The following is a 20,600-nucleotide window of genomic DNA, read 5'->3' as shown; positions in this document are numbered from 1 at the left end:
TTTTTGTAAATTGCTGATTAGTCATTTGTGCGATGGCTGCTTAAAGATTTGTTATTTTATATAAGGTCATTAGCAGTTGTAGGATTTTTTTTGAGTTAGAACAATTTTATCATGCTATGGTTTGGACATAGGGGGGACATAGGTTCGATTCAAATGCAGGGAATTATGGGTGTCTTTTAATAAGGCTTTTGTTTTACAATTGTTAAAAGTCTTAGATTTCAGGACTTTTAACAATTGTAAAACTTGAAAGAAATGATTTAAGCTTTTTAATCCGTACTTTTCTTCCAAAAGTTACTAAATAGGTCGAATAGTGCATTGTGGTCAATGTCAATCTCAGAAGATGAATACATTAGCATTAACTGATTAGTCGTGTTATTATAGGCCATATTCCAAAGCATTTTTGAAAGTCTGCCCTCGTATTTCTCAGGATTGTTTAACGTGACAACGACTAACGTGTCGCCCCCTGATTTTTGTAATTGGATATCAGCGACATCTTCCCAATTCACAATTCCAAAAGATTTTGACAAGGGCGTGGTCTTCCCATAAAAGTTTTGATTATTTAATTCAATTAAGGGACTTTTATCTTTTAAACTTAGGAGGGTCTTCAGCAGAAGAATGAGCATGATTAAAAATGCGGCAGACGAAAATACAAGTGGTTTAGTTTTCAACTCGCCATCAAATATTCCTGCGCTGTATATAATAACAATTAACAAAATGATACATACTCCTATAGAAGTCAATAATAGTTTTTTTGTCTTTTTTGAGTTCCGATATATTTTTGTTTCTTTTTCCATTACGATTATTTTTCCCTGTTTAAATTATAATTGACTTTTTTCAGAACATTTTTTTCAAAGGTATAAAATTCATTAAATAAAGAATCTACTTTAGGTATGTAGTTACTTTGAATTCGTTGTAAGATTATACTTGTTTACCTTCAAGAACCTTGTCTGTCGTTCAAGTTCGCATATCCATTTTATAAACAGGAGTACTTTTCGAATATCTCAATCAACTTTTCTGTAAAGGATGGTTTTTTCATCGGTTATACGTATCCTTTCTATATTTACAGTTGCTTTTTCAATAGAAAGAATTTTCACTTCAAAATTTGATTAGCTTCATTCCTTTGTTTTAATTGATGCGATATCTGGATATTCAACTCTTACTTGGCACAATCATTTACCAGAACTTCAGAAAAAAATCATTGTATAATTGGTGTTTAATATAGCAATCTCAAAAAATGATGTTGGGAACCTACAGATTGACAGGTAACAAAAAAAGATGCAAAGAATAATATAAAAAAAATAATTTTTCAGATTATATCGTCGTAAACCCGAAGAAACTGAGCTGAAAAATAGGATTGTTAGCGCAAGTTTTTATATAAAAGCTTTCATTAATAATGGTTTTATCAAAAAATCATTATTAATGAAAGCTCGTAAAGAGAATATTATTTTACGTGTTGGTTTTAAAGATGATCAAACCTTTGTAGCTATTATTTCTTTGTTTTAGTCTATGGGTTTTATTTTTTGGTTATAGATATAAGACACTGCTAGTATAGCACCCACTACAACCGGAGCTAGTATATAGCTAATGTTATGATCTACAACAGCATGACTGATAACAGCAAATACCAAATTAAAGGTTAGGCCGGCATATGCCCATTCTTTTATTTTTGGATGGATTTTGGGGATAATTAGAGTAGTCGCTCCAAGTAATTTGCAAATAATGAGGGCATAAGTGAAGTAATCGGGATATCCCAAAGGTTTCGTTCCGACATTAAAGTTTTCGGGAGAGAAGATGAGGGTGCATAGCGGCATGATTGCTTCAAATAAAAATATAACAATCGTAGCGGACCAAAAAATTATTTTATTCTTTTTCATTTATTTATATTTAGGAACATTTACTCCAGTATTTTAGTGAGGCAAAAGTGAGGTTTTACCCATAGTTGTCCGTTGTAATTTACATCATATTTTTATGCTTGCACTTGGCATATGGCAAGAAAATAAGTTTTATAAATACTTTTATTTCAAGTTTTTATGGTCGATATTCTAGTTGTTCTCAATGATTGTAACTTCTCTTTCTGGAAATTGAATTTTCATCCAATTTTCTAGTTTTAAGGATTCTTCTGGGCTTAGTTTTTTATCCGTCTGATAGATTAATGAAATTGTGTTGTTGACGCTATCTTGACTAATTATTTTGTTTTGGATCCCTATGCTGTAACTCGTTATTTGAGGGAATAATACCTGGATATTTTGTTGCAAATTTGGTGTGTTGATTTGATATTTGTTCAGTTCGGCATTTAATTGTTTTATTCTTAAGTCTTTATCAGAAAGATTCTGCTCTTTTTTATTAATCTCATTGAGTATATCTGCTTTTAGATCATTATTATCTTGGCGGATGATTAATTCTGTATTGGTTATGCCGTAATCCTTTAATTGCTCTTTTAAGCCCTCAACTTCCTCTTTGCTGAATTTTTTGATTAGAAATGCTAATTCTAACTTTTTGGGATTGGTGTTATAGTTAGTTCTTTCAAAGACGACAGTATATCCTTTATCTGTAAAGGAATTTTGGATGAAATTGCTGACTTTTTGAGCAAATTGTTTTTGTTGTAATAATGTGTAGGCAAAATATACACTGGGAACGATAAGTACGAGAATAATAAGCGTAATAACTCGTGTTATTTTCTTTTCCCGATTTGAATCCACAAAATTTACTTTTGGGTAATTGAGGTATTTTACGATGATAAAGGTAGAGAGACAAATAAAGAAACAGTTAATAGTATATAAATATAATGCACCTGCAAAATAGGAGAAATTTCCTATGGCGAGACCATAGCCAGCTGTACATAAAGGAGGCATTAATGCTGTCGCAATTGCAACTCCAGGTATGGGGTTGCCTTTTTCGACACGTGTTATCGCGATAACGCCAACAAGTCCACCAAAAAAGGCAATTAATACATCATATATATTGGGCGACGTTCTAGCCAATAATTCAGATTGTGCATCTTTAAAAGGACTTAATGTAAAATATAAAAAGGATACCAATAAACTTACAAAGGTGGCGATTAATAAATTTTTTAATGACTTTTTTAATAATGGGAAATCATATACTCCTAAAGCAAATCCGGCGCCTACAATCGGACTCATTAAAGGAGAAATGAGCATCGCACCAATGATGACTGCGGTCGAGTTTACATTTAATCCTACGGATGCAATTACAATGGCACAAGCCAAAATCCAAAGATTTGCACCGCGGAAAGAAATGTTATTTACAACATTTTCGAGTACATTTTCCTTCTTATCTTCGCCACTATGTAGATTAAAGAATCGTAAAAATTTAGATTTTGCCATTATTTGCATGTTTTACACATTAACAATATTTTGTGAGAATCGTTTTTTTTTAAATTGTTTTTTAGGAAGTTAGTTCTTGTTAATGCAGTAATGATATGCTAACAATTTTGTAAGTTCTTTACCGAATGTAAAGTGATTCATAAGTTTGTTTAAAATATTCAGTATGAAATTATCAGAAAACATTATTGGGTTTCATCATTATTCATTGAAGGCTCCTAAATTTGATGAGACAGTAAATTTTTACAAACACTTAGGTTTTAAAACGCTGCATGAGTGGTCTTTACCGGAATTTAAACTTGAGAGATGCGTGATGTTATTTCATGAAAGAATAAACGCTTATATCGAAATCTGTGACGGGAATGCGGATATACCTGCACAAGGAAGAAAAAGAAAAATCGATGAGGAGATGTTAGAAAATTCAATTCTTCATATTTGTTTCGTAGTTAAGGATGCGGCTACGGCGAGGGATGAAGCTCTGAAAATAGGTGCGAGAGATTTGAGTCATGGCGTTTTTGATATTGATTTAGTGAATAAACAAAAGACGGTTAATGTCCATAATAGTTTGGTTTATAGTCCGAATGGAGAAGTGATTGAGTTTTTAGAGCAAGTTAAATTCTAATTTTTATCAATATTCCCTAAAGTAATGAGCACTGTCACAATTTTCTTTCCTTTTTCTGTTAATATATAAAGCGATTGGGTTTTATCTTTTTCATTATAAATGATGCTAGCATCTTCCAATTCCTTTAATTGTTTTGCGAGAATTCTGTCAGATACATCAGGAAGTATTGATTTAAAACTCGAATACTTCAAGTTTTCATATTGTAAGGCAAGAATGAGCGATACTTTCCATCTTCCACTGATTTGAGAAAGTACCCTATGAACGTTACAAAATGTCTGCAACGATTTTTCATTTAGAGAATTTGTTGAGTTTTCTTTGCGCATAGATATCATTGTGTAGCGTTATAGTAAGTGTAATAAAGTTATATTAATTTTCTAAATTAGTGGACAAAAGCAAATGAATTTCATACTTTAAATAGTTTATTTGTATTTTATTTGATGAATTGTTATCAGACTTTTTTTATATGCACAAATTAAATTCCACTCTTCTCACCGCAGGTCTTGTTACATTAAAGGACAGGAAATTACTCTTAGCTTATAGTAATAATAAAAAAGCATGGTATCTTCCTGGAGGTAAGGTAGATCACGGGGAAGATTCCGTACAATCTCTGAGGCGAGAGGTACTCGAAGAATTGTTGGTTGATCTGGATAACGAAAGGTTACGTTATTATTGTCATATCACAGCTCCAGCTTATGGTGAAAATCCAAGTGTCATCATGGAGCAGGATTGTTTTATCTATGATCTTCGAGAAGAGATCCAGCCAAGTAACGAAATTGGTGCTGTGCGTTATTTTTCCCGGACTGAATATGAGCAAGAGCAAATTCGAGTTATTGGTGTATTAATGGTATTTGACCAGCTCGAGACCGACGGTCTCATTATTAGATAATGTTTCACCCTAATATTTCTTTCATTTACGGAATTTTATCTGTTAGTGGTATAAATGTAATAAAAGGGTATTCTCTTATTTTTAATTTCGAATCAGAAAGTAGAATCTAGTGTATCAGTGAGTTAAATACGAATAAGCTTAGTCTATAAAATAAAGGAGTTCGTAGAAGTATGTACAGATCAATATTGTTAGCAGTCGTTACTTTTGTCTTGGAAGTTGAAGGTTCTGAAAAAGGAATTAATATAGCTAAAGCAGATTTTGAAATCAATTATTATGTCAATGCTTATCGGTGCTGCGGTAGCACATAAACACAAAAAAGAGCTGCTTCAAGTTGTTGTAGTAGATAAAAACTAAGTTAGCATTACTTATACAGGGTTACGCTTCCTTTGATTAATTCGAGGTTAAATTGACCAATACTGGTGTTTCTAAGCATGATACTAAGTTGATTTCTTACTTTTTTGAAATCATTATGCAGCGGGCATGGATTTTTTTCAGAACAATAATCCAACCCCATGCCACATCCTATGAAAATTTGTTCTCCATCTACGGCAAGGACGATGTCAGCAATGGGTTTTTTTAATCCTTCAGGATCAATGAAAAATCCCCCATTTGGTCCTTTCGATGACTGTATTACCCCCACCTTACTCAGATTTTGAAGAATTTTTCCTAAAAAAGGTTCGGGAGACTTCACTTTTTCAGCAATCTCTTTTATTCCCACTTTTCTACCTTCATGGGAGCTTTGCGCGATATAAAATACAGCGCGCATGGCATATTCACAAGTTTTGGAAAAAACACCCATTTTTGACTTTATTTTTAATTGTAACCAAGAGTGCAAAGATACTGATCTAATTGGTATTTATTACATATCATGCACGTTCAAAGTGTCATTCATATGGATTGTTAGACAATTCACTTTTTAGTGCGCTTGGGTATTGAACTTTCTAGCTATCTATTATGATAATTTCTGCTTTAGTTATTTTAAAGATGCTTTTTTCTATACCTAATTAGATAAAAGCTTATTGGTTGTGTTCGATGATTGGGAAAAGAAATTTATGTTAGGTCATGAGCAAACAGCTTTTGGTCATGCCTTTGTTTATCTCCTTTTTTAATGCTTTTTTAGCGCAATGGGGAGTGTTACGGCAAATAATACGGTATTGTACAGCAAAATCGGAACATTATTTTGTTTTCATATCAGTTTTGTTTAAGCCTAACAAATACTATTATAAAAGACGTTATACTCTTTTAATTATTGGTATATTTGTAAGTACATGCTCGTTTGATATCAGGTAATCAACAGTAATTAAAGGATGCGCAATATGGAAAAGAAAGACATAGATTCATTGGAAGATATTCGACTACTTGTTGATACATTTTATGGTAGAGTTCGATTGGATAATCTCATTGGTCCTATTTTTACAAATTCTTTAGAGGGGCGCTGGGAAGAGCATTTAGGGAAAATGTATAAATTCTGGCAAACTATCCTTCTTGAACAGCACACTTATTTTGGGAGTCCTTTTCCACCACATGCAACTATGGCGTTAAGCCAAGCACATTTTGATGCCTGGTTGGACCTTTGGCGTAGCACTGTACGTGAATTTTTTGATGGACAAAAAGCAGAAGAAGCAATATTGAGAGGTGAAAAAATGGCAACGATGTTTCTTTCAAAAATCACTTATTTTAATAAATTAGACACAAAGCCATTAACTTAAATTCATGATAGTCCTTTTTTTTGATTAAAATAAGTTAGTAAGTCGCATTTTACACTTAAAAAGGAGTATAGTAATCACGAGTGGGAAAGGTCCTTGTGACGTTCTTTAATTGGCGATTGAAAGGGTTAGTATTTACTCTATTAGTTATATCTATCTTATTATCAGAATTTAAATTTAGGCACGATTATTCCTTAAATCTTTTGCCAATTTTTTATTCAATTAATCCCTCCATTTAATTCGTGTATTTATTTTTTTGAAACCTCAATAGTGTTCAAAAGTATTTATGCAGGAAGTCATGTATTGTAGTCTAGTTAAATACCCGGTTTATATTTAAAATTACAGCACATGATGGTCATGCAAAAATAATGGTATCTAAATTGTATAGGGTTAGCTAACAGGTTATGTTATTGCAAAAACAATATATGTATTTATGTCTATATTTATATGTTGGTGAATAGCACAGGTCATATATTTATGATGGAATTTTCTTTATGGCATAATAGGGTAAGTGATATTGGTACCATGTATGAATAGTTGTTTCTGGACTCAAGGCAAGATGTAATTAAAAAGTAAGTGTGTATGTTAAATAATGAAATAGAGAATAAGCTACGGGATAAAAACACAAAACCGACAAGTATGCGGATTTTGATGTATGACTTTTTGGCGACACAGGTTATTGCATTATCGCTCTCCGAAATTGAGGCACATTTTTATCCAGCAGATAGGATAACATTATATCGCACCCTTAAGACTTTTGAAGAAAAAGGAATTGTTCATAGTATTCAAGAAAATAATACGAGCAAGTATATGCTTTGTAACGATGACTGTAATGAAGTAACGCATAAAGATAGACATCTACATTTCTATTGTAAATTATGTAAACAAACTACATGTCGGGCGGATATTGTCTTTTCCTTACCGAATAATAATTCCATTCGTATTGATGAGGTAAGATTGTTTGCCAAAGGTATATGTCAAGACTGCATGGATCAAACTATGCAATAGCATTGCATTGATGTGTCTCTTATATTTGTTTCAATAATTAATTCGTTAAATGGACTTAGACAATAATAAAAGATGAGTACACAACATAAGCATACTTATGATGCAGCAGGTAATCAACTTTGCTGCACGCAAACGACGAAAATATACAGAGAAGCTGGCGCTCAGGAATTGATTGAAGGCTCTAGTGCACGCTCAGAGGATAGCCACAGCTCTCATGACCATAGTGTACATGACGATCATGACGGACATGATCACGATACTATAGCTGGTAGTACCTTTGGATTGTTTGCTCCTGCATTGATATCTTTCGTTCTGCTGATGTCCGCTGTCGCTATGGATAATTGGATAATGAAAGATTGGTTTAGCGGTTGGGTTCGTATCTTATGGTATCTTGTAGCTTATATACCGGTTGGAATGCCGGTAATTAAGGATGCCTTCGTGAGTATACGTAAAGGAGATGTCTTTTCTGAATTTTTTTTAATGGCTATTGCCACTATTGGTGCATTTGCTATTGGTGAATATCCGGAAGGAGTAGCGGTTATGTTATTTTATGCTATAGGCGAGGTGTTTCAGACTTTAGCAGTCTCTAAAGCTAAAGGAAATATCAAATCGCTATTGGATCAAAGGCCTGATGAAGTGACGGTTTTGATGGATAATCTACCCGTAACGATTAAAGCTAAAGAGGTCCAGGTAGGTGCTATAATTCAACTTAAACCTGGAGAAAAGCTAGGTTTGGATGGAGAATTATTATCAGATACAGCTTCTTTCAACACTGCGGCTTTGACAGGGGAGAGCAAACCCGATCGCAAATCCAAAGGGGAGCCCGTGTTTGCTGGAATGATTAATTTAAATACCGTTAGTGTTGTGAAGGTGACAGCCGAATATACAGATAGCAAACTGAGTAGAATATTGGAATTGGTGCAAAATGCTACGGCCCAAAAAGCTCCTACTGAATTGTTCATTCGTAAATTCGCAAAAGTATATACTCCAATTGTCGTTTTACTAGCGATTGCGATCTGCTTGTTACCGGCACTAATCGTACCGGATTATCAGTTTAATGATTGGTTGTATAGAGCATTGGTTTTTTTGGTTATCTCTTGTCCTTGCGCGTTGGTGATTTCCATACCCCTTGGATATTTTGGAGGTATAGGCGCAGCAAGTCGCAATGGTATTTTGTTTAAAGGGAGCAATTTCCTTGATACACTTGCCAATATTGATCATGTGATTATGGATAAAACTGGAACGATGACAGAAGGTGTCTTTCAGGTTCAGGAAGTTAATTTTAATCCGGCTTATGACCAAGCTGAAATACTAAAGATGGTGAATGCGCTAGAAAGTAACAGCACCCATCCAGTAGCAACCGCTATTCATCAGTACGCAGGAGAGGTTGATCATAGCATAAGCTTGAATAATGTGGAAGAAATCGGAGGTTTTGGATTGCGAGGGTCGGTGCAAGGAAAGCAACTGCTTGTAGGTAATTTTAAGTTGATGGATAAATTTTCCATAACTTATGATTTCGATTCGGCTGCCATTGTGTATACCCTGATTGCCATTGCCTATGATGGTAATTTTGTCGGTTATATAACGATTGCTGATAGTATTAAAGAGGATGCCTTGCAAACGATCAAATCATTACATGAACTCAATGTTAAGACGACCATGCTGAGTGGCGATAAAAGTAGCGTTGTTCGTCATGTAGCTGAAAAATTAGGAGTGGACTATGCGTTTGGAGATTTGCTACCTGAAGATAAAGTTAACAAGCTTAAAGAAATAAAAAATCAAAAACAACGCGTTGCATTTGTTGGAGATGGTGTCAATGATGCGCCAGTCGTAGCGTTGAGCGACGTTGGTATTGCTATGGGGGGCTTGGGTAGTGATGCTACTATTGAGACTGCCGATGTGGTCATACAAGATGATAAACCATCTAAAATTCCGTTAGCTATAAAAATTGGCAAGCAAACTAAACGTGTGGTATGGCAAAATATTACCCTTGCTTTTATAGTGAAAGGAATTGTGCTGATATTGGGTGCAGGAGGTATCGCTACAATGTGGGAAGCTGTTTTTGCTGATGTTGGTGTTTCCTTGATTGCCATACTAAATGCAATTAGAATACAAAAAATGAAATTTTAATAGCTCACGAAAATAAGAGCAATCATGGTATTACAAATGATACCATGATTGCTCTATAGACACGAACCAATAAGTAATAATTTTTATGTGTCAAAATGTGGGAGATTCTATATGAGAAATAAGTTCAGTTATGCTATCGCTGAACTTATTTCTTTTTGGCTTATATCCAATTATTGGCAAGCAGATTTTAATTGGTGTATTTTATCTGAAATAACCCTCGAAATATCCAAATGAATTATTCCTGTTAAATTACTTATCATTTTTTAATGGTATTAAGACGTTAATAAATGTGCCTGTATTTACGATTCTTTCTCTCTTCACTTTGAGATATTTATCTGAAAGTGAAGAAATCGCTGTTTGGTTTGAACAGCTTATTTTTAACATCGATTATCTAAATTACTCTAATTTATCTTTTAAGTTTTATAGCTCGTGAGATGTCGTTTCTTGTGCGTTCTACCTATACTAATATCAATTTTATTTGGATAGAATGAAGTAATCTGTCTTATAAGGTCAGTAAATTTAATGGATATATTTGATTGAATGTGCTTTGTTTAAATATGCCATAATCTAAATTTATAATAGGTTGTTTCTGTAACTTAGTGCTCATGTTTTTCATGAAGTAAAGCTAGTTGTCTTTGAATCTATTATTCAATTAAGTATGTTGTGATAGTGATGTTTTAAACGTTTTTTTCATTTTTATTTCTGTTTTATTATATATTTATATACATTTCAAATATGTTATGGTTTTAATTCCATCTGTTTTGCTGATATGTATATGTTGGGTTACTTAGGTTGTTTAAGCAATTAAAATGTTGTTTTGCTGTTTATGTAAATTTATTTTATAGCATGTTTTTTTTTATCAATTTTTTTGATGTTGCATGTATGTTTTTATGTCATTTAAAAGTCTGAATAAATCCTATTCTGAATTTTAAAGTCAAAAGGTCAATAAATATTTTAATCTTTGTAATGCTATCGATATTTAACAAATGGTTAGGGAATATAGGTCCTACTCAGTACCATGGTAGTAGAACAAATGCCTCACAGAACAATTGGTTCGGCATTATCTTATTTTATCTGATTTATCTATTTTTTTTTAATGTTTAGAGAAGAAGTAATTAAGCGGTTAATCGCTGCGACTTTATTATTATTACCCATCGTTTTTGTTGGATGCAGTGAGTTTGAATATAGTCCCAATCAAATTTTCAACAAGAGTTCATATCAAGATATTAATGAAATTAACCTTAGAAAACTAGGAGATGGTCAACATGACGATACAGTTCGTTTTGTCTTAACAGGTGATACCCAGCGGTCTCATAGTGCGGTGAGCAATTTCTATAAAAAGATAAATACAATGTCAGGTATTGATTTTGTAGTCGTGGCAGGAGATATTACGGAGTTTGGGAATCTTAAAGAGATGGAGTGGGTGGCAGAAAGACTCAATAAATTAAATATTCCTTATGTTGCGGTTATTGGAAATCATGATCTTACCTCGCGAGGGAGAGAAGCTTTCCAAAGGATGTATGGTAAAGCAAATTACTCCTTTGTATATGGAGGTGTCAAATTTATTTGTCACGATACTAATAGTCGAGAATATCAGTTTGATGGACAGGTATCGAATATACCTTGGCTTAAAAATCAATTAAGATCTCAGGCTGATGTCAGTAGTTATGTGGCGATATCTCATGTTCCGCCTACATCTTCAGATTTTGATGAAAATCTCGTCGATGATTATTCCGCGACTTTCGGGAATGCAACTGGATTTCTGACATCGTTTCATGCACACAATCATGTTTTTGAAGAGTTTCGGTTCGAAAATTTTACGACTCCATATGTGACCACTAATGCTATTGGAAGTAATGAATTCTTATTGGTGGAAATAGTAAATAAAAAATTGAGCTTTGAACAGATATCTTTCTAAACTAGTTGCGTTATGTATTCTTACTTTTGGATTAGTCGGTAAAGGAGTTGCACAAAGAATGAATTTTTTAATTCCGGATGCAATAATCGTGCAATATGCGGGCAGCATTGGTTACGGAAGCCTAGGATTCGGATATGAGATTTTTAAGAATAAAAGAGGTTATATTGATTTGAATTATGGGTATGTGCCAGCTTCTAAGGGGGGAGAACTGCATACATTGACGGCTAAATTTGCGTATAAACCTATTGAGATAAAAATGAAAGAGTGGGGGAAGCTGTATCCTTTTAATCCAGGGGTCTTTCTGAGCTATTCTTTTCACGAAGATCTACCTTTTAAATTTCATTCATCGCAATACCCATCTGGTTACTACTATTGGTCTCCAGCGCTTAGGCCTCATTTATCTTTTTCAAATGAAATCGAGCTAAATATGGAGAGAATATGGAGTGGTACAGGAATTAAAAAGGTTGGTATTTATTCAGAATTTAATACCAATGATTATTATATCATTAATTATTTTCAAAATATAAAAGCGCTATCACTCGCGGATGTCTTTCAACTTGGAGTTGGGGTAAGATTTAAATTTTAAATTATCGTTACTAAATTTAAGTATTAGTATTCCGTATATGGGGCGTTAGGTTCTATAAAAATAAAGTCCAGTTTTCCGATTGTACAAAACTGGACTTTAAATGTTCGTTAGACTAAATAGTTCAATACGCTAGTGAATATATTACATTGGTTAAATTATTTTTAATTCTAGTGATTAAGCGCTTGCTGCTTCAAATACTTTAAAAGCTCTTGTGGTCTATCGGTTTGTAAGACCGAAGCTCCCTGCTTTATTAGCCAACCCCAGGAATGATCGGGTTGTTGTAGGTCTACAGCAGTATCATCATCATGTCCAGCATTTAAAGAAGCCCAAAGTGAATTTAACCAGATGTGATAACTTTGACTTTGCAAATCTTTTATGTACGTCAAAGCATCTTTATTTTCTTCTTTAAAAACACATTGAAAGATGGTGTTTTTTCTATTCTTATATGAAATTATGGTTTGTTGATAATTTTCTTGATTTAAATTGATGACAGGCATCAATTTAATTTCATTCGGAACTTGACCAAACTTTTTTTCTACTTCAAAAAAGGGTATATCGGCATCTATATTCACCATAACCTGGTTTTCCATCTCGTACTTCTTTATCATATTTATTACGTCTGGAAAATATTCGTACCCTTTGTCTACATCAATTAATATCTGTCCTTTTGAAGCGATCAAGAACTCTTCGAAAGTAGGTATCTGATGAGGCGTTGTTCTTCCTAAACCATTTTTTAGACGAAAGGACTTTAATTCTTTCAAGGTGTAATCACTTGGTTTTCCGTTTGCATTTACCGTGCGGTCTAATGTACGATCATGCATCAAAACCAATACACCATCTTTGGATTTTTTTAAATCTAATTCATAGATATCTACCCCCATATCAATAGCATATTTTAAAGATAATAGGGAGTTTTCAGGAGCATTTCTCCAATCACCGCGATGAGCAGCAACAAATATTTGCTCCGAACTAGGAGTCTTTTCAAAAGCGATGAGCAGTTTTTCAAAATCCTTCTGCTGTGCAAGTGCAATCGATATTAAGCTCCAGAAGAAGGAGCAGCTCATTAGTGCTAGCTTTAATTTATTCTTCATTATAGGTAGGTTTGTCTCAGTCAATTAAAAATTATAGGGAGAGTGTTCATTGGTTGCAAGCTCCGTTCTTAGGGGGTGCATAAAGATAAAATCTTGACCCTGAAATTATGGTTTATAATAGCAGGGGCAAGATCAATAGAATAGTTTTAATATCCTGGATTTTGATACATTTTTTCAGGATTCAGTTTATATTCATCATATGGAATTGGGAAAAAGCGATCTTTCGTAGAAATGTTGCGTATTTTGGCATTACCATAATCTTCTTGTTTCTTCGAATGAAAGTACTTTACTAATTCTTCTGCGCTATAATTTCTGACCAAGTCAAACCAGCGCTGATTTTCAAATGCTAGTTCTACACGGCGTTCGTGTAATATAGCATCCTTTAACGTCGGATAATTAGCGGAGTAAGTTGCATCCTTTCGTGAGTCGGCATAAGATGGTAATCCTGCACGTTCGCGAACCTCATTTAGTAATATAATCGCTTCAACATCTTTTCCTAGATTCATTTTTGCTTCAGCCAATAATAACATTACATCAGCATGGCGCATCAAAATCCAATCATTACCTCCCCATCCATTTACTCCAGCCGTAGCTGAAGTATCTCTAAATTTGGTGATGTAATAATCATTTACCTGTGGGTCGGATGCAAATTTGATTGAGAAATCTTTTCTGAGATCTTTTGTTTCATAATCCTTCACTAGATCTGCTTTTACATTTCCACCAACACCTGTTGACTCTTTTTTGGAAATGAATTTTTCACCTTTAGCTTGATTATTAGCAGCGATGGAAGATTTATAATTTTGATCACCTTGTATATATTGAATTTGCAATATCAATTCTTTATTGGTCATTTTTTTGCTAACATCAAATACATCCGCATAAGGGATTTCAGATAATTTTCCGAAAGTACGCATTTGATATGCTGTCGCTAGAAATGTTTCAGCTTGTTTGAAGTTTTCACCTTTATTTAAAGATAAGCCAGCGCCCATAGTTAGATAAACCTGACCTAAAAGTGCATTGATTGCTGTTTTGGACACACGACCTACTTGATATTCCCATTGGGTATTGGGTAGGTTGCTAGTTAAAGCTTCCTTTAGGTCTTGTACAATCTGTGTATAAATTACTTCTTCCTTTTGCCTAAAAGCGAGTTTATCAACATCATCTTTTGATACTAACATCGTTGTTGATAAGGGGATGTCGCCCCATTTACGAACGAGATGGAAATATATAAGTGCACGAATAAATTTAACTTCTGATTTGTAACGCTCTTTATTTTCTACTACACTGAAATTAACATCATCGATATTCGATAAGATAATATTACAGCGGTTGATACCCTCATACATTGCAACCCAATGTGTTTTTAGATACGTATTACTTGGTAAAAGTGAAAAATCATTAAATTGGAAAGGTTCTCCTGCTGCAGATTGATTATCATCTCGACCGGTATTATCAGAACGTTCCTCATTATACAACGCTGCAGTTTCACCAAGGGTGTTTCCTGAACGTAATGCTTGATAGGCTCCGTTAATAGCCAATAGGACATCGTTTTCAGATTTGAAATAATTCTTTATCGAAACGGCATTAGGATTTTCTTGATTTAAAAAATCTTTCTTACAGTTTGTAAAAGCTAAGAGGGCAAAGGGTAGTAAATATATTTTTTTCATGAAATTGCGTTTAGAAAGTTATTTTTAGACCTAAGTTGAATGAACGAACCAATGGATACTGTCCATAATCTACTCCTGGGGTTAAGTTTGCGCCATCGTTATAATCCGACTCAGGGTTATATCCTTTATACTTGGAAATTGTAAAAGGATTGTCCACTGATCCATATATACGTACTCCAGAAACTTTCAATCGATCTAATATTGCTTGTTTTAGAGAGTAACCGATGAGGATATTTGTCATGCGTAAATAGGAACCATCTTGTAAATAGAATGTAGATAGTCGAGTGCTATTTGATTGTGTACCACCACGGGATGCACGATAGACCTCGCCTTTTCCAGGGTTTGATGCCGATTTCCAGCGGTCAGCAACTGATGCATAGTTATTTCCTGACCCCTCCATATTATAGAGATAATAATCATAACCATCCAAGATATCATTACCTTGAGAACCATTAAAAGAAGCACGGATATCTAGATTTTTATAACGAGCAGTTAATGCGAAGCCATAGGTAAAATCAGGGTAAGGATTTCCAATAATACGTTTGTCATCATCATTGACGATACCATCTTGATTCACATCTTCAAAATAAAGATCCCCAGGTTGTAAAGGGTTGGTCGAAGCTGCCGAAGGAGCAACAGTTTTATAGTTTTCTTCGGTAGCTATACCCATTACCTTAAAACCATAAAACATGCCAATAGGACTTCCTTCTTGAGTGATATGTGTTTTATAAGATCGTTCGGCCCCATTTGTAATGATGGTTGATGCTCCACCTAAATCAACGACCTTATTTCTATTCACGCTGATATTTCCAGAGATTCCTAAATCGAAGTCACTTTTACGCACCAGAGCGGCGTCTAGTTGTAAATCAAAGCCCTTGTTTTGTACCTTCGAGTTCTTCAGATTGGTCAACATTGATGCCGTACCTGCGATAGCAGAAATGGGTTGATTAAATAAAAGATTAAATGAACGTGATAGATAGAAGTTGGTCATCACATTTAAGCGTCCATTTAAGAGGCCTAAGTCAAGTCCTGCATTATACTGTGATGTAGATTCCCAACCCAGATTTACGTCTTTGATGGTGCCAGGGTAGTAGGAGGTGGCAACATTACCACCGAAGATTGTGCCACCAGGAGAATTGAATGTCGTGATTGCATTATAATCTCCAATATTATTATTACCAGAGAGGCCCCAAGAACCTCTTAATTTTACAGTCGAACCCTCGCCTAACCAGGCATTGTAAAATTCTTCTTTTGATAAAGTCCATCCCGCAGAAACAGAAGGGAAAGTACCCCATTTGTTTTGGGGCCCAAAGCGAGATGATCCGTCAGAACGAAATGATGCGGATAGGAAATACTTTCCGTCAAAACTATAGTTGACACGTGAAAAATATGATATTAAAGTCGTAGTACGTTTATATGCCGAGCGTAGAGAAAAATTTGATGCATCTGCTCCTTTATCTGTAATTTCGCCAATAGCATTATTTTGAAAGCCATTTGCACGGACAGCCATATAGTCGATATCAGTACGTTGTGCCGAATATCCGGCTAAAGCAGAAATGTTATGCAAACCAAAAGTCTTGGTATAGTTCAATGTTATCTCGCCAAGTTTATCAATTTCGGAACGGGTATTAGCATCTGCATAAGCATCCGTAACTGCCGCAGGTGAATAAGGAGCATTATTTCCGTTACTTAAACTTGTTGGTCTAAAGTAATCGTATTTCTCATCATAAGATTGAAGTCCTCCATTCACTTTCAGCTGCAGACCATCTAGAATCTTGAAATCAGCAAAGGCATTGTACAACCCCTTTTTCCCTTTTCTTCTATTTTTTATTTGCGAAACATATGCTAAAGGGTTTTCAGGATTCTGAATACCAAAGTTATTTGCAGAAAGAGAGCCCATGCCAAATTGAGCGATACTCCCATCCTCGTTATAAGCTGGTAATGTAGGTAGATAGATTAAGGCTGCCATTGACGGACTACTATCATATCTTCCAGTTCCAACCTCCTGATTATCATTATATGTAAAAGAGGCATTGGCACCTATAGTTAATCGTTCAGAAACTTTAGAGTCTACATTAAGACGAAAGTTAAATGTTTCCTGTCCCGTACCGAGCATAATACCATCCTGATTCTGATAATTAGCAGATAGGAAGTACCTGTTTTTGTCGGTTCCACCATAGAATGAAAGGTTATGTCTTTGAAATTGCGCATTTCTGTATAATTCATCTTGCCAATCGGTATCATATTTTGATTTTTTGGCGATGCCTGTAGCAAAGTCATAGTACTCTTCTGGGATGGTAACTGATCCGGCGTTACCCACGCGTTCCACACGCGATTTATTATTGTCCAAAAGCATATTATCACTCCATTTGATTCCTTTTGATACTGTTAAATCTTTATATGTGTTATTCCTTCCATCGATGAGTAGATCTATAAATTCATCCGCATTTAATAGATTTACTTTTTTAGATAGTTGTCCAAACCCTGCCTGTGCTTCGTAGTCGACATTATTTTTTCCAGCCTTCCCTCGTTTCGTTGTAATCAATACGACCCCCCCAGCAGCGCGAGAACCGTAAATCGCTGCAGAGGCAGCATCTTTGAGAATATCGATGGTCTCGATATCATTAGGATTGATATTTAAGTTATTTCCAGCAGGATACCCATCGATTACATATAAGGGGTCAGAACTAGCATTGATTGAACCGACACCTCGAACTCTAATTTTAGTTCCCTCATATGGAGCACCTGAGGTTTGCGAAACCTGTACACCAGCAACTTTACCAACAAGCGCCTGACCTAATTTAGGAGAACTTAAATTTAATTCTTCAGCTTTTACAGATGAAATGGCACCTGTTACATCAGATTTTCTAACTTTTTGATAACCAATAGAGACTGTTACTTCTTCTAAGATATTATCGGCGCTTAGCATTACTATGTGATCATCCGCATTGGTTTTTATTGTATATTTTTTTAATTCATAACCGATAAAATTCAATGATAACTGCTCTCCTGTATTTGCACGAATAGTGAAGTTTCCTTTTGAATCGGTTTGTGTTGAGGCTTTAGTAGTTAAGTTTATTATCGTGGCACCCACAATTGGATTTCCTGTATGGTCCAAAATTCGACCGTTAAAATTTTGTTGAACTAAAGTTTCGATCTTCAATAATTCAATGCGAAGGTTTACTGCTTCTGCATGTAAAGGGGGTAGATATCGGCAATAGTAGCCATAATAATTTTTTTGAAGAAAAGTTGAACATCGTTATAGTCTGTTGATTATTTGATCACAAAACTACTCGCAATAGATTACGCTAAAATAAAAGTAAGGTTATCATATTATTACTATTTATTCATTTTTATATATTTATTGTATCTTTTCGAAATTAAGGAGCGTTATTTTTTAATGATCTGATAACATAATGGAAGTATCTAATTACAGGCTCGATCAGCTGTCTTTAATAATCTTAGCCGAAGTATTGAAAAGATAAAAAACGCATAAACAGGAATAGGGAACTTTTTTATTTTTAATGTTATTGTAATGTTTGTTTCTGAATAAGGGAAATGCACCTTTATCAATTAAAAATAATTGATGACAAAGACCATCATTTTAAAGTTTGAAGACAACTTTATTAAAGTAATATATTGCAGTACGGTGTTGTAAAATACTTGATCTAAATAGGCAACGACATTTTAAAAACCCGATGATTTACATTACATTTGATATCCTGAGTTTATGCAAAATAGCATAGATACATTTTAGATAAACTGTCTATTTATTCATGTTCAAACTTTTTTATCTCTTTACTAAGATAGGTCTTTTTACGATTGGTGGTGGCTACGCTGTCATCCCGCTCATAGAGAAAGAAATTCTGTCGAGAGGTTGGTTAACTTCAGACGAATTTTACGAATTGCTAGCTATAACCGAATCTTTGCCTGGTGTTTTTGCGACTAATATTGCAGCATTAGTTGGTTATAAGATTGCTGGAGTTAAAGGCGGATTTGTAGCTGCTCTAGGTACAATAATAGCACCCTTTATCATCATCATTTCAATCGCTATTTTCTTTCAAAAATTTCAAGAAAACATATATGTTTCCAAAGCTTTTAAAGCACTTCGCCCTGTAGTGGTTGCTCTCATTGCTGCGCCATGTTTTACAGCGATTAAAGCTAATAAGATGACTTTAAGTACATTGATTATTCCGACGCTAGCTTTGATTCTGATGTGGTTTTTTAATGTTTCTCCAATATGGATAGTTATTGCTGGTTGTATTGGTGGTATCCTTTACCAAGACATTCGGCAGAAATTGAATTCCGGTAAAAATTTTCAAAAATGATTTTTTTAGAACTAATTTGGGTATTTATTAAGATTGGTATTTTTGGGTTTGGTGGGGGTTACGCTATGTTGTCGATGATACAAGAGGAAGTGGTCGAGAATAATGCTTGGTTGACAAAGCAAGAGTTCACAGATCTTGTCGCTATTTCACAGATGACCCCAGGACCGATAGGTATCAATAGTGCTACATATGTGGGTTATAGTGCAATCCAGCATGCGGGTTACTCGTCCACAATAGCAACATTGGGAGCAGGAATGACAACTATTGCCTTATGTTTCCCCTCATTTATCATGATTTCTATTATTTCCTATTTCTTTATCAAATTTAGGACGAATAAATATTTCGGCTATGCAATGGTTGGAATAAGACCCCTAAGCATCTCGTTAATGGCTTTCGCGGCAGTATCACTGAGCAGCAAAGATAACTTTACAGATTATCTAAGTCCAATTTTATTCAGTATAGCATTATTTTGCTCTATCAAATTTAAGACCCATCCTATTATCATTCTCTTCGTTACAGCCATCGTAGGGATTTTGATTTATTGATACGCTAAAATAAATCAATTCGAAATTTACTTTTAAGCTGTAATATCCAAACATTTTTATAAGATTGATTGTTTCATATGGTATATTATCGGAATCTGAAGAAGAACTTTATTGTTGAATTAAACATGATTTAATCAAAATAGAGTTAGGCAAAGGATATTTATATTGACAATATTTAATTTAATAGGATTATGCGATTTTTACCTGTTAACTATGAACTACTAAGGGATTTGCATCTACGAGGCTATAATATACTCGCATCTGCGCAAGGTATTGACCATGAAAGCCCGAGTTATTATCCCATTCAAGTTCAAGATGTATGGGATTATCTCGTCGGCTTAGATAGCACACTTGTTAGAGGAGAGCCTGCTATAATTGTTATTGAAGATGCGCTTAAGAATGTTCAGGAACAACAATTTGAAGGGGCGGTATTTGTCGATTTTGAGGTAGATTAAACTATACCCTTGTAGTATTCAAAATTTTGCATCTCCCGCCTTTATAAATAACTAACATGATTTAGTGAGTTCTTAAAGTTTTCTTAAATCCACTTTTGAGTGGATTAGAAGAGATAATATTGGGTTTGAAAAAGTGTTTTGTGATTAATCTACAAAAGGGCTAGACTATTTTGCCAAATTATTTTGATTGATTTTTTTCAGGTAAACATGAAACTAAGATTGAAACTTAAAAAAAAGATTAGCAGGTAACTTTGTAAGTTCAACCTTTAATTATATATTTAATGCTCACTAAATGAGCATTAAATATATATGAGTTT

19 protein-coding genes are annotated in these 20,600 nt (G+C 34.3%); 11 read left to right on the top strand and 8 right to left on the bottom strand.

Going from position 1 to position 20,600, the window contains the following annotated elements:
* Positions 1–266: 266 nt before the first annotated feature.
* The 3 genes from KO02_RS17135 to KO02_RS17125 form a co-directional block, all read right to left on the bottom strand.
* Positions 267–794 carry an STM3941 family protein gene (locus KO02_RS17135; protein WP_038700245.1) on the bottom strand — a complete coding sequence of 176 codons (528 nt, stop codon included), beginning with the start codon at positions 792–794 and terminating at the stop codon, positions 267–269.
* 705 nt (positions 795–1,499) lie between these two features.
* Positions 1,500–1,874, bottom strand: a complete 375-nt coding sequence (locus tag KO02_RS17130) for a DoxX family protein (RefSeq protein WP_038700243.1) — start codon at positions 1,872–1,874, stop codon at positions 1,500–1,502.
* Positions 1,875–2,042: 168 nt separating this feature from the next.
* Positions 2,043–3,344, bottom strand: coding sequence for a DUF389 domain-containing protein (locus tag KO02_RS17125; protein ID WP_038700241.1), 1,302 nt, complete (start codon positions 3,342–3,344; stop codon positions 2,043–2,045).
* 163 nt (positions 3,345–3,507) lie between these two features.
* Between KO02_RS17125 and KO02_RS17120 the strand changes: the two genes are divergently transcribed.
* Positions 3,508–3,963 carry a VOC family protein gene (locus tag KO02_RS17120; protein WP_038700239.1) on the top strand — a complete coding sequence of 152 codons (456 nt, stop codon included), beginning with the start codon at positions 3,508–3,510 and terminating at the stop codon, positions 3,961–3,963.
* On the opposite strand, the gene KO02_RS17115 is transcribed toward KO02_RS17120, so the two are convergent.
* The gene (locus KO02_RS17115; protein ID WP_038700237.1) at positions 3,960–4,286 is read right to left on the bottom strand and encodes a winged helix-turn-helix transcriptional regulator; all 327 of its coding nucleotides are present in this window, start codon (positions 4,284–4,286) and stop codon (positions 3,960–3,962) included. The genes KO02_RS17120 and KO02_RS17115 overlap by 4 nt on opposite strands.
* 140 nt (positions 4,287–4,426) lie before the next feature.
* Here KO02_RS17115 and KO02_RS17110 point away from each other — a divergent pair, with 140 nt between their 5' ends.
* Positions 4,427–4,849, top strand: coding sequence for an NUDIX hydrolase (locus KO02_RS17110; protein WP_038700235.1), 423 nt, complete (start codon positions 4,427–4,429; stop codon positions 4,847–4,849).
* Positions 4,850–5,019: 170 nt separating this feature from the next.
* The gene (locus tag KO02_RS23845) at positions 5,020–5,157 is read left to right on the top strand and encodes a hypothetical protein (protein WP_158500309.1); all 138 of its coding nucleotides are present in this window, start codon (positions 5,020–5,022) and stop codon (positions 5,155–5,157) included.
* A gap of 53 nt (positions 5,158–5,210) precedes the next feature.
* Here the strand turns inward: KO02_RS23845 and KO02_RS17105 are convergent, their stop codons facing one another.
* Positions 5,211–5,648, bottom strand: coding sequence for an RrF2 family transcriptional regulator (locus KO02_RS17105; protein ID WP_038700233.1), 438 nt, complete (start codon positions 5,646–5,648; stop codon positions 5,211–5,213).
* 517 nt (positions 5,649–6,165) lie between these two features.
* On the opposite strand from KO02_RS17105, the gene KO02_RS17100 reads away from it, so the two are divergent.
* The 5 genes from KO02_RS17100 (at position 6,166) to KO02_RS17080 (ending at position 12,197) form a co-directional block, all read left to right on the top strand.
* Positions 6,166–6,558 carry a group III truncated hemoglobin gene (locus tag KO02_RS17100; RefSeq protein WP_038702902.1) on the top strand — a complete coding sequence of 131 codons (393 nt, stop codon included), beginning with the start codon at positions 6,166–6,168 and terminating at the stop codon, positions 6,556–6,558.
* Between the two features lie 579 nt (positions 6,559–7,137).
* Positions 7,138–7,563 (top strand): Fur family transcriptional regulator, encoded by a 426-nt coding sequence (locus tag KO02_RS17095; RefSeq protein ID WP_038700231.1) that lies wholly within the window; start codon positions 7,138–7,140, stop codon positions 7,561–7,563.
* A 72-nt stretch (positions 7,564–7,635) separates the two neighbouring features.
* A complete protein-coding gene (locus KO02_RS17090; protein ID WP_038700229.1) occupies positions 7,636–9,693 on the top strand; it encodes a heavy metal translocating P-type ATPase in 2,058 nt (685 codons plus the stop codon).
* A 1,096-nt stretch (positions 9,694–10,789) separates the two neighbouring features.
* Positions 10,790–11,611: a metallophosphoesterase family protein gene (locus KO02_RS17085; RefSeq protein ID WP_051960010.1), complete on the top strand. Its 822-nt coding sequence runs from the start codon at positions 10,790–10,792 to the stop codon at positions 11,609–11,611.
* Positions 11,592–12,197, top strand: a complete 606-nt coding sequence (locus tag KO02_RS17080; protein WP_235212282.1) for a hypothetical protein — start codon at positions 11,592–11,594, stop codon at positions 12,195–12,197. The genes KO02_RS17085 and KO02_RS17080 overlap by 20 nt, the downstream gene beginning before the upstream one ends.
* Positions 12,198–12,364: 167 nt before the next feature.
* On the opposite strand, the gene KO02_RS17075 is transcribed toward KO02_RS17080, so the two are convergent.
* From KO02_RS17075 to KO02_RS17065, 3 genes are all read right to left on the bottom strand, one after another.
* Positions 12,365–13,288, bottom strand: coding sequence for a glycerophosphodiester phosphodiesterase family protein (locus KO02_RS17075; RefSeq protein ID WP_235212281.1), 924 nt, complete (start codon positions 13,286–13,288; stop codon positions 12,365–12,367).
* A gap of 146 nt (positions 13,289–13,434) precedes the next feature.
* On the bottom strand, positions 13,435–14,955 hold the full coding sequence (locus tag KO02_RS17070; RefSeq protein ID WP_038700227.1) for a RagB/SusD family nutrient uptake outer membrane protein: 1,521 nt from the start codon (positions 14,953–14,955) through the stop codon (positions 13,435–13,437).
* A gap of 10 nt (positions 14,956–14,965) precedes the next feature.
* A complete protein-coding gene (locus KO02_RS17065; protein ID WP_235212280.1) occupies positions 14,966–18,073 on the bottom strand; it encodes a SusC/RagA family TonB-linked outer membrane protein in 3,108 nt (1,035 codons plus the stop codon).
* Positions 18,074–18,731: 658 nt separating this feature from the next.
* Between KO02_RS17065 and KO02_RS17060 the strand changes: the two genes are divergently transcribed.
* The 3 genes from KO02_RS17060 (at position 18,732) to KO02_RS17050 (ending at position 20,283) form a co-directional block, all read left to right on the top strand.
* Entirely contained in the window at positions 18,732–19,283 is a 552-nt protein-coding gene (locus tag KO02_RS17060) for a chromate transporter (RefSeq protein ID WP_038700224.1), read from the top strand.
* On the top strand, positions 19,280–19,828 hold the full coding sequence (locus KO02_RS17055; protein ID WP_038700222.1) for a chromate transporter: 549 nt from the start codon (positions 19,280–19,282) through the stop codon (positions 19,826–19,828). The genes KO02_RS17060 and KO02_RS17055 overlap by 4 nt, the downstream gene beginning before the upstream one ends.
* Positions 19,829–20,019: 191 nt before the next feature.
* On the top strand, positions 20,020–20,283 hold the full coding sequence (locus KO02_RS17050; RefSeq protein ID WP_038700220.1) for a hypothetical protein: 264 nt from the start codon (positions 20,020–20,022) through the stop codon (positions 20,281–20,283).
* Positions 20,284–20,600: the final 317 nt, after the last annotated feature.

The organism is Sphingobacterium sp. ML3W (genome assembly GCF_000747525.1).
In the GTDB taxonomy this organism is placed as follows: Bacteria; Bacteroidota; Bacteroidia; order Sphingobacteriales; family Sphingobacteriaceae; genus Sphingobacterium.
This window is presented reverse-complemented; position numbering and strand designations above follow the sequence as displayed.

Excerpts from the sequence above, each read along its gene's own strand:
- KO02_RS17135 (WP_038700245.1), bottom strand. The coding sequence starts at position 794 with ATGGAAAAAGAAACAAAAATATATCGGAACTCAAAAAAGACAAAAAAA.
- KO02_RS17130 (WP_038700243.1), bottom strand. The coding sequence starts at position 1,874 with ATGAAAAAGAATAAAATAATTTTTTGGTCCGCTACGATTGTTATATTT.
- KO02_RS17125 (WP_038700241.1), bottom strand. The coding sequence starts at position 3,344 with ATGGCAAAATCTAAATTTTTACGATTCTTTAATCTACATAGTGGCGAA.
- KO02_RS17120 (WP_038700239.1), top strand. The coding sequence starts at position 3,508 with ATGAAATTATCAGAAAACATTATTGGGTTTCATCATTATTCATTGAAG.
- KO02_RS17115 (WP_038700237.1), bottom strand. The coding sequence starts at position 4,286 with ATGCGCAAAGAAAACTCAACAAATTCTCTAAATGAAAAATCGTTGCAG.
- KO02_RS17110 (WP_038700235.1), top strand. The coding sequence starts at position 4,427 with ATGCACAAATTAAATTCCACTCTTCTCACCGCAGGTCTTGTTACATTA.
- KO02_RS23845 (WP_158500309.1), top strand. The coding sequence starts at position 5,020 with ATGTACAGATCAATATTGTTAGCAGTCGTTACTTTTGTCTTGGAAGTT.
- KO02_RS17105 (WP_038700233.1), bottom strand. The coding sequence starts at position 5,648 with ATGGGTGTTTTTTCCAAAACTTGTGAATATGCCATGCGCGCTGTATTT.
- KO02_RS17100 (WP_038702902.1), top strand. The coding sequence starts at position 6,166 with ATGGAAAAGAAAGACATAGATTCATTGGAAGATATTCGACTACTTGTT.
- KO02_RS17095 (WP_038700231.1), top strand. The coding sequence starts at position 7,138 with ATGTTAAATAATGAAATAGAGAATAAGCTACGGGATAAAAACACAAAA.
- KO02_RS17090 (WP_038700229.1), top strand. The coding sequence starts at position 7,636 with ATGAGTACACAACATAAGCATACTTATGATGCAGCAGGTAATCAACTT.
- KO02_RS17085 (WP_051960010.1), top strand. The coding sequence starts at position 10,790 with ATGTTTAGAGAAGAAGTAATTAAGCGGTTAATCGCTGCGACTTTATTA.
- KO02_RS17075 (WP_235212281.1), bottom strand. The coding sequence starts at position 13,288 with ATGAAGAATAAATTAAAGCTAGCACTAATGAGCTGCTCCTTCTTCTGG.
- KO02_RS17070 (WP_038700227.1), bottom strand. The coding sequence starts at position 14,955 with ATGAAAAAAATATATTTACTACCCTTTGCCCTCTTAGCTTTTACAAAC.
- KO02_RS17060 (WP_038700224.1), top strand. The coding sequence starts at position 18,732 with ATGTTCAAACTTTTTTATCTCTTTACTAAGATAGGTCTTTTTACGATT.
- KO02_RS17055 (WP_038700222.1), top strand. The coding sequence starts at position 19,280 with ATGATTTTTTTAGAACTAATTTGGGTATTTATTAAGATTGGTATTTTT.
- KO02_RS17050 (WP_038700220.1), top strand. The coding sequence starts at position 20,020 with ATGCGATTTTTACCTGTTAACTATGAACTACTAAGGGATTTGCATCTA.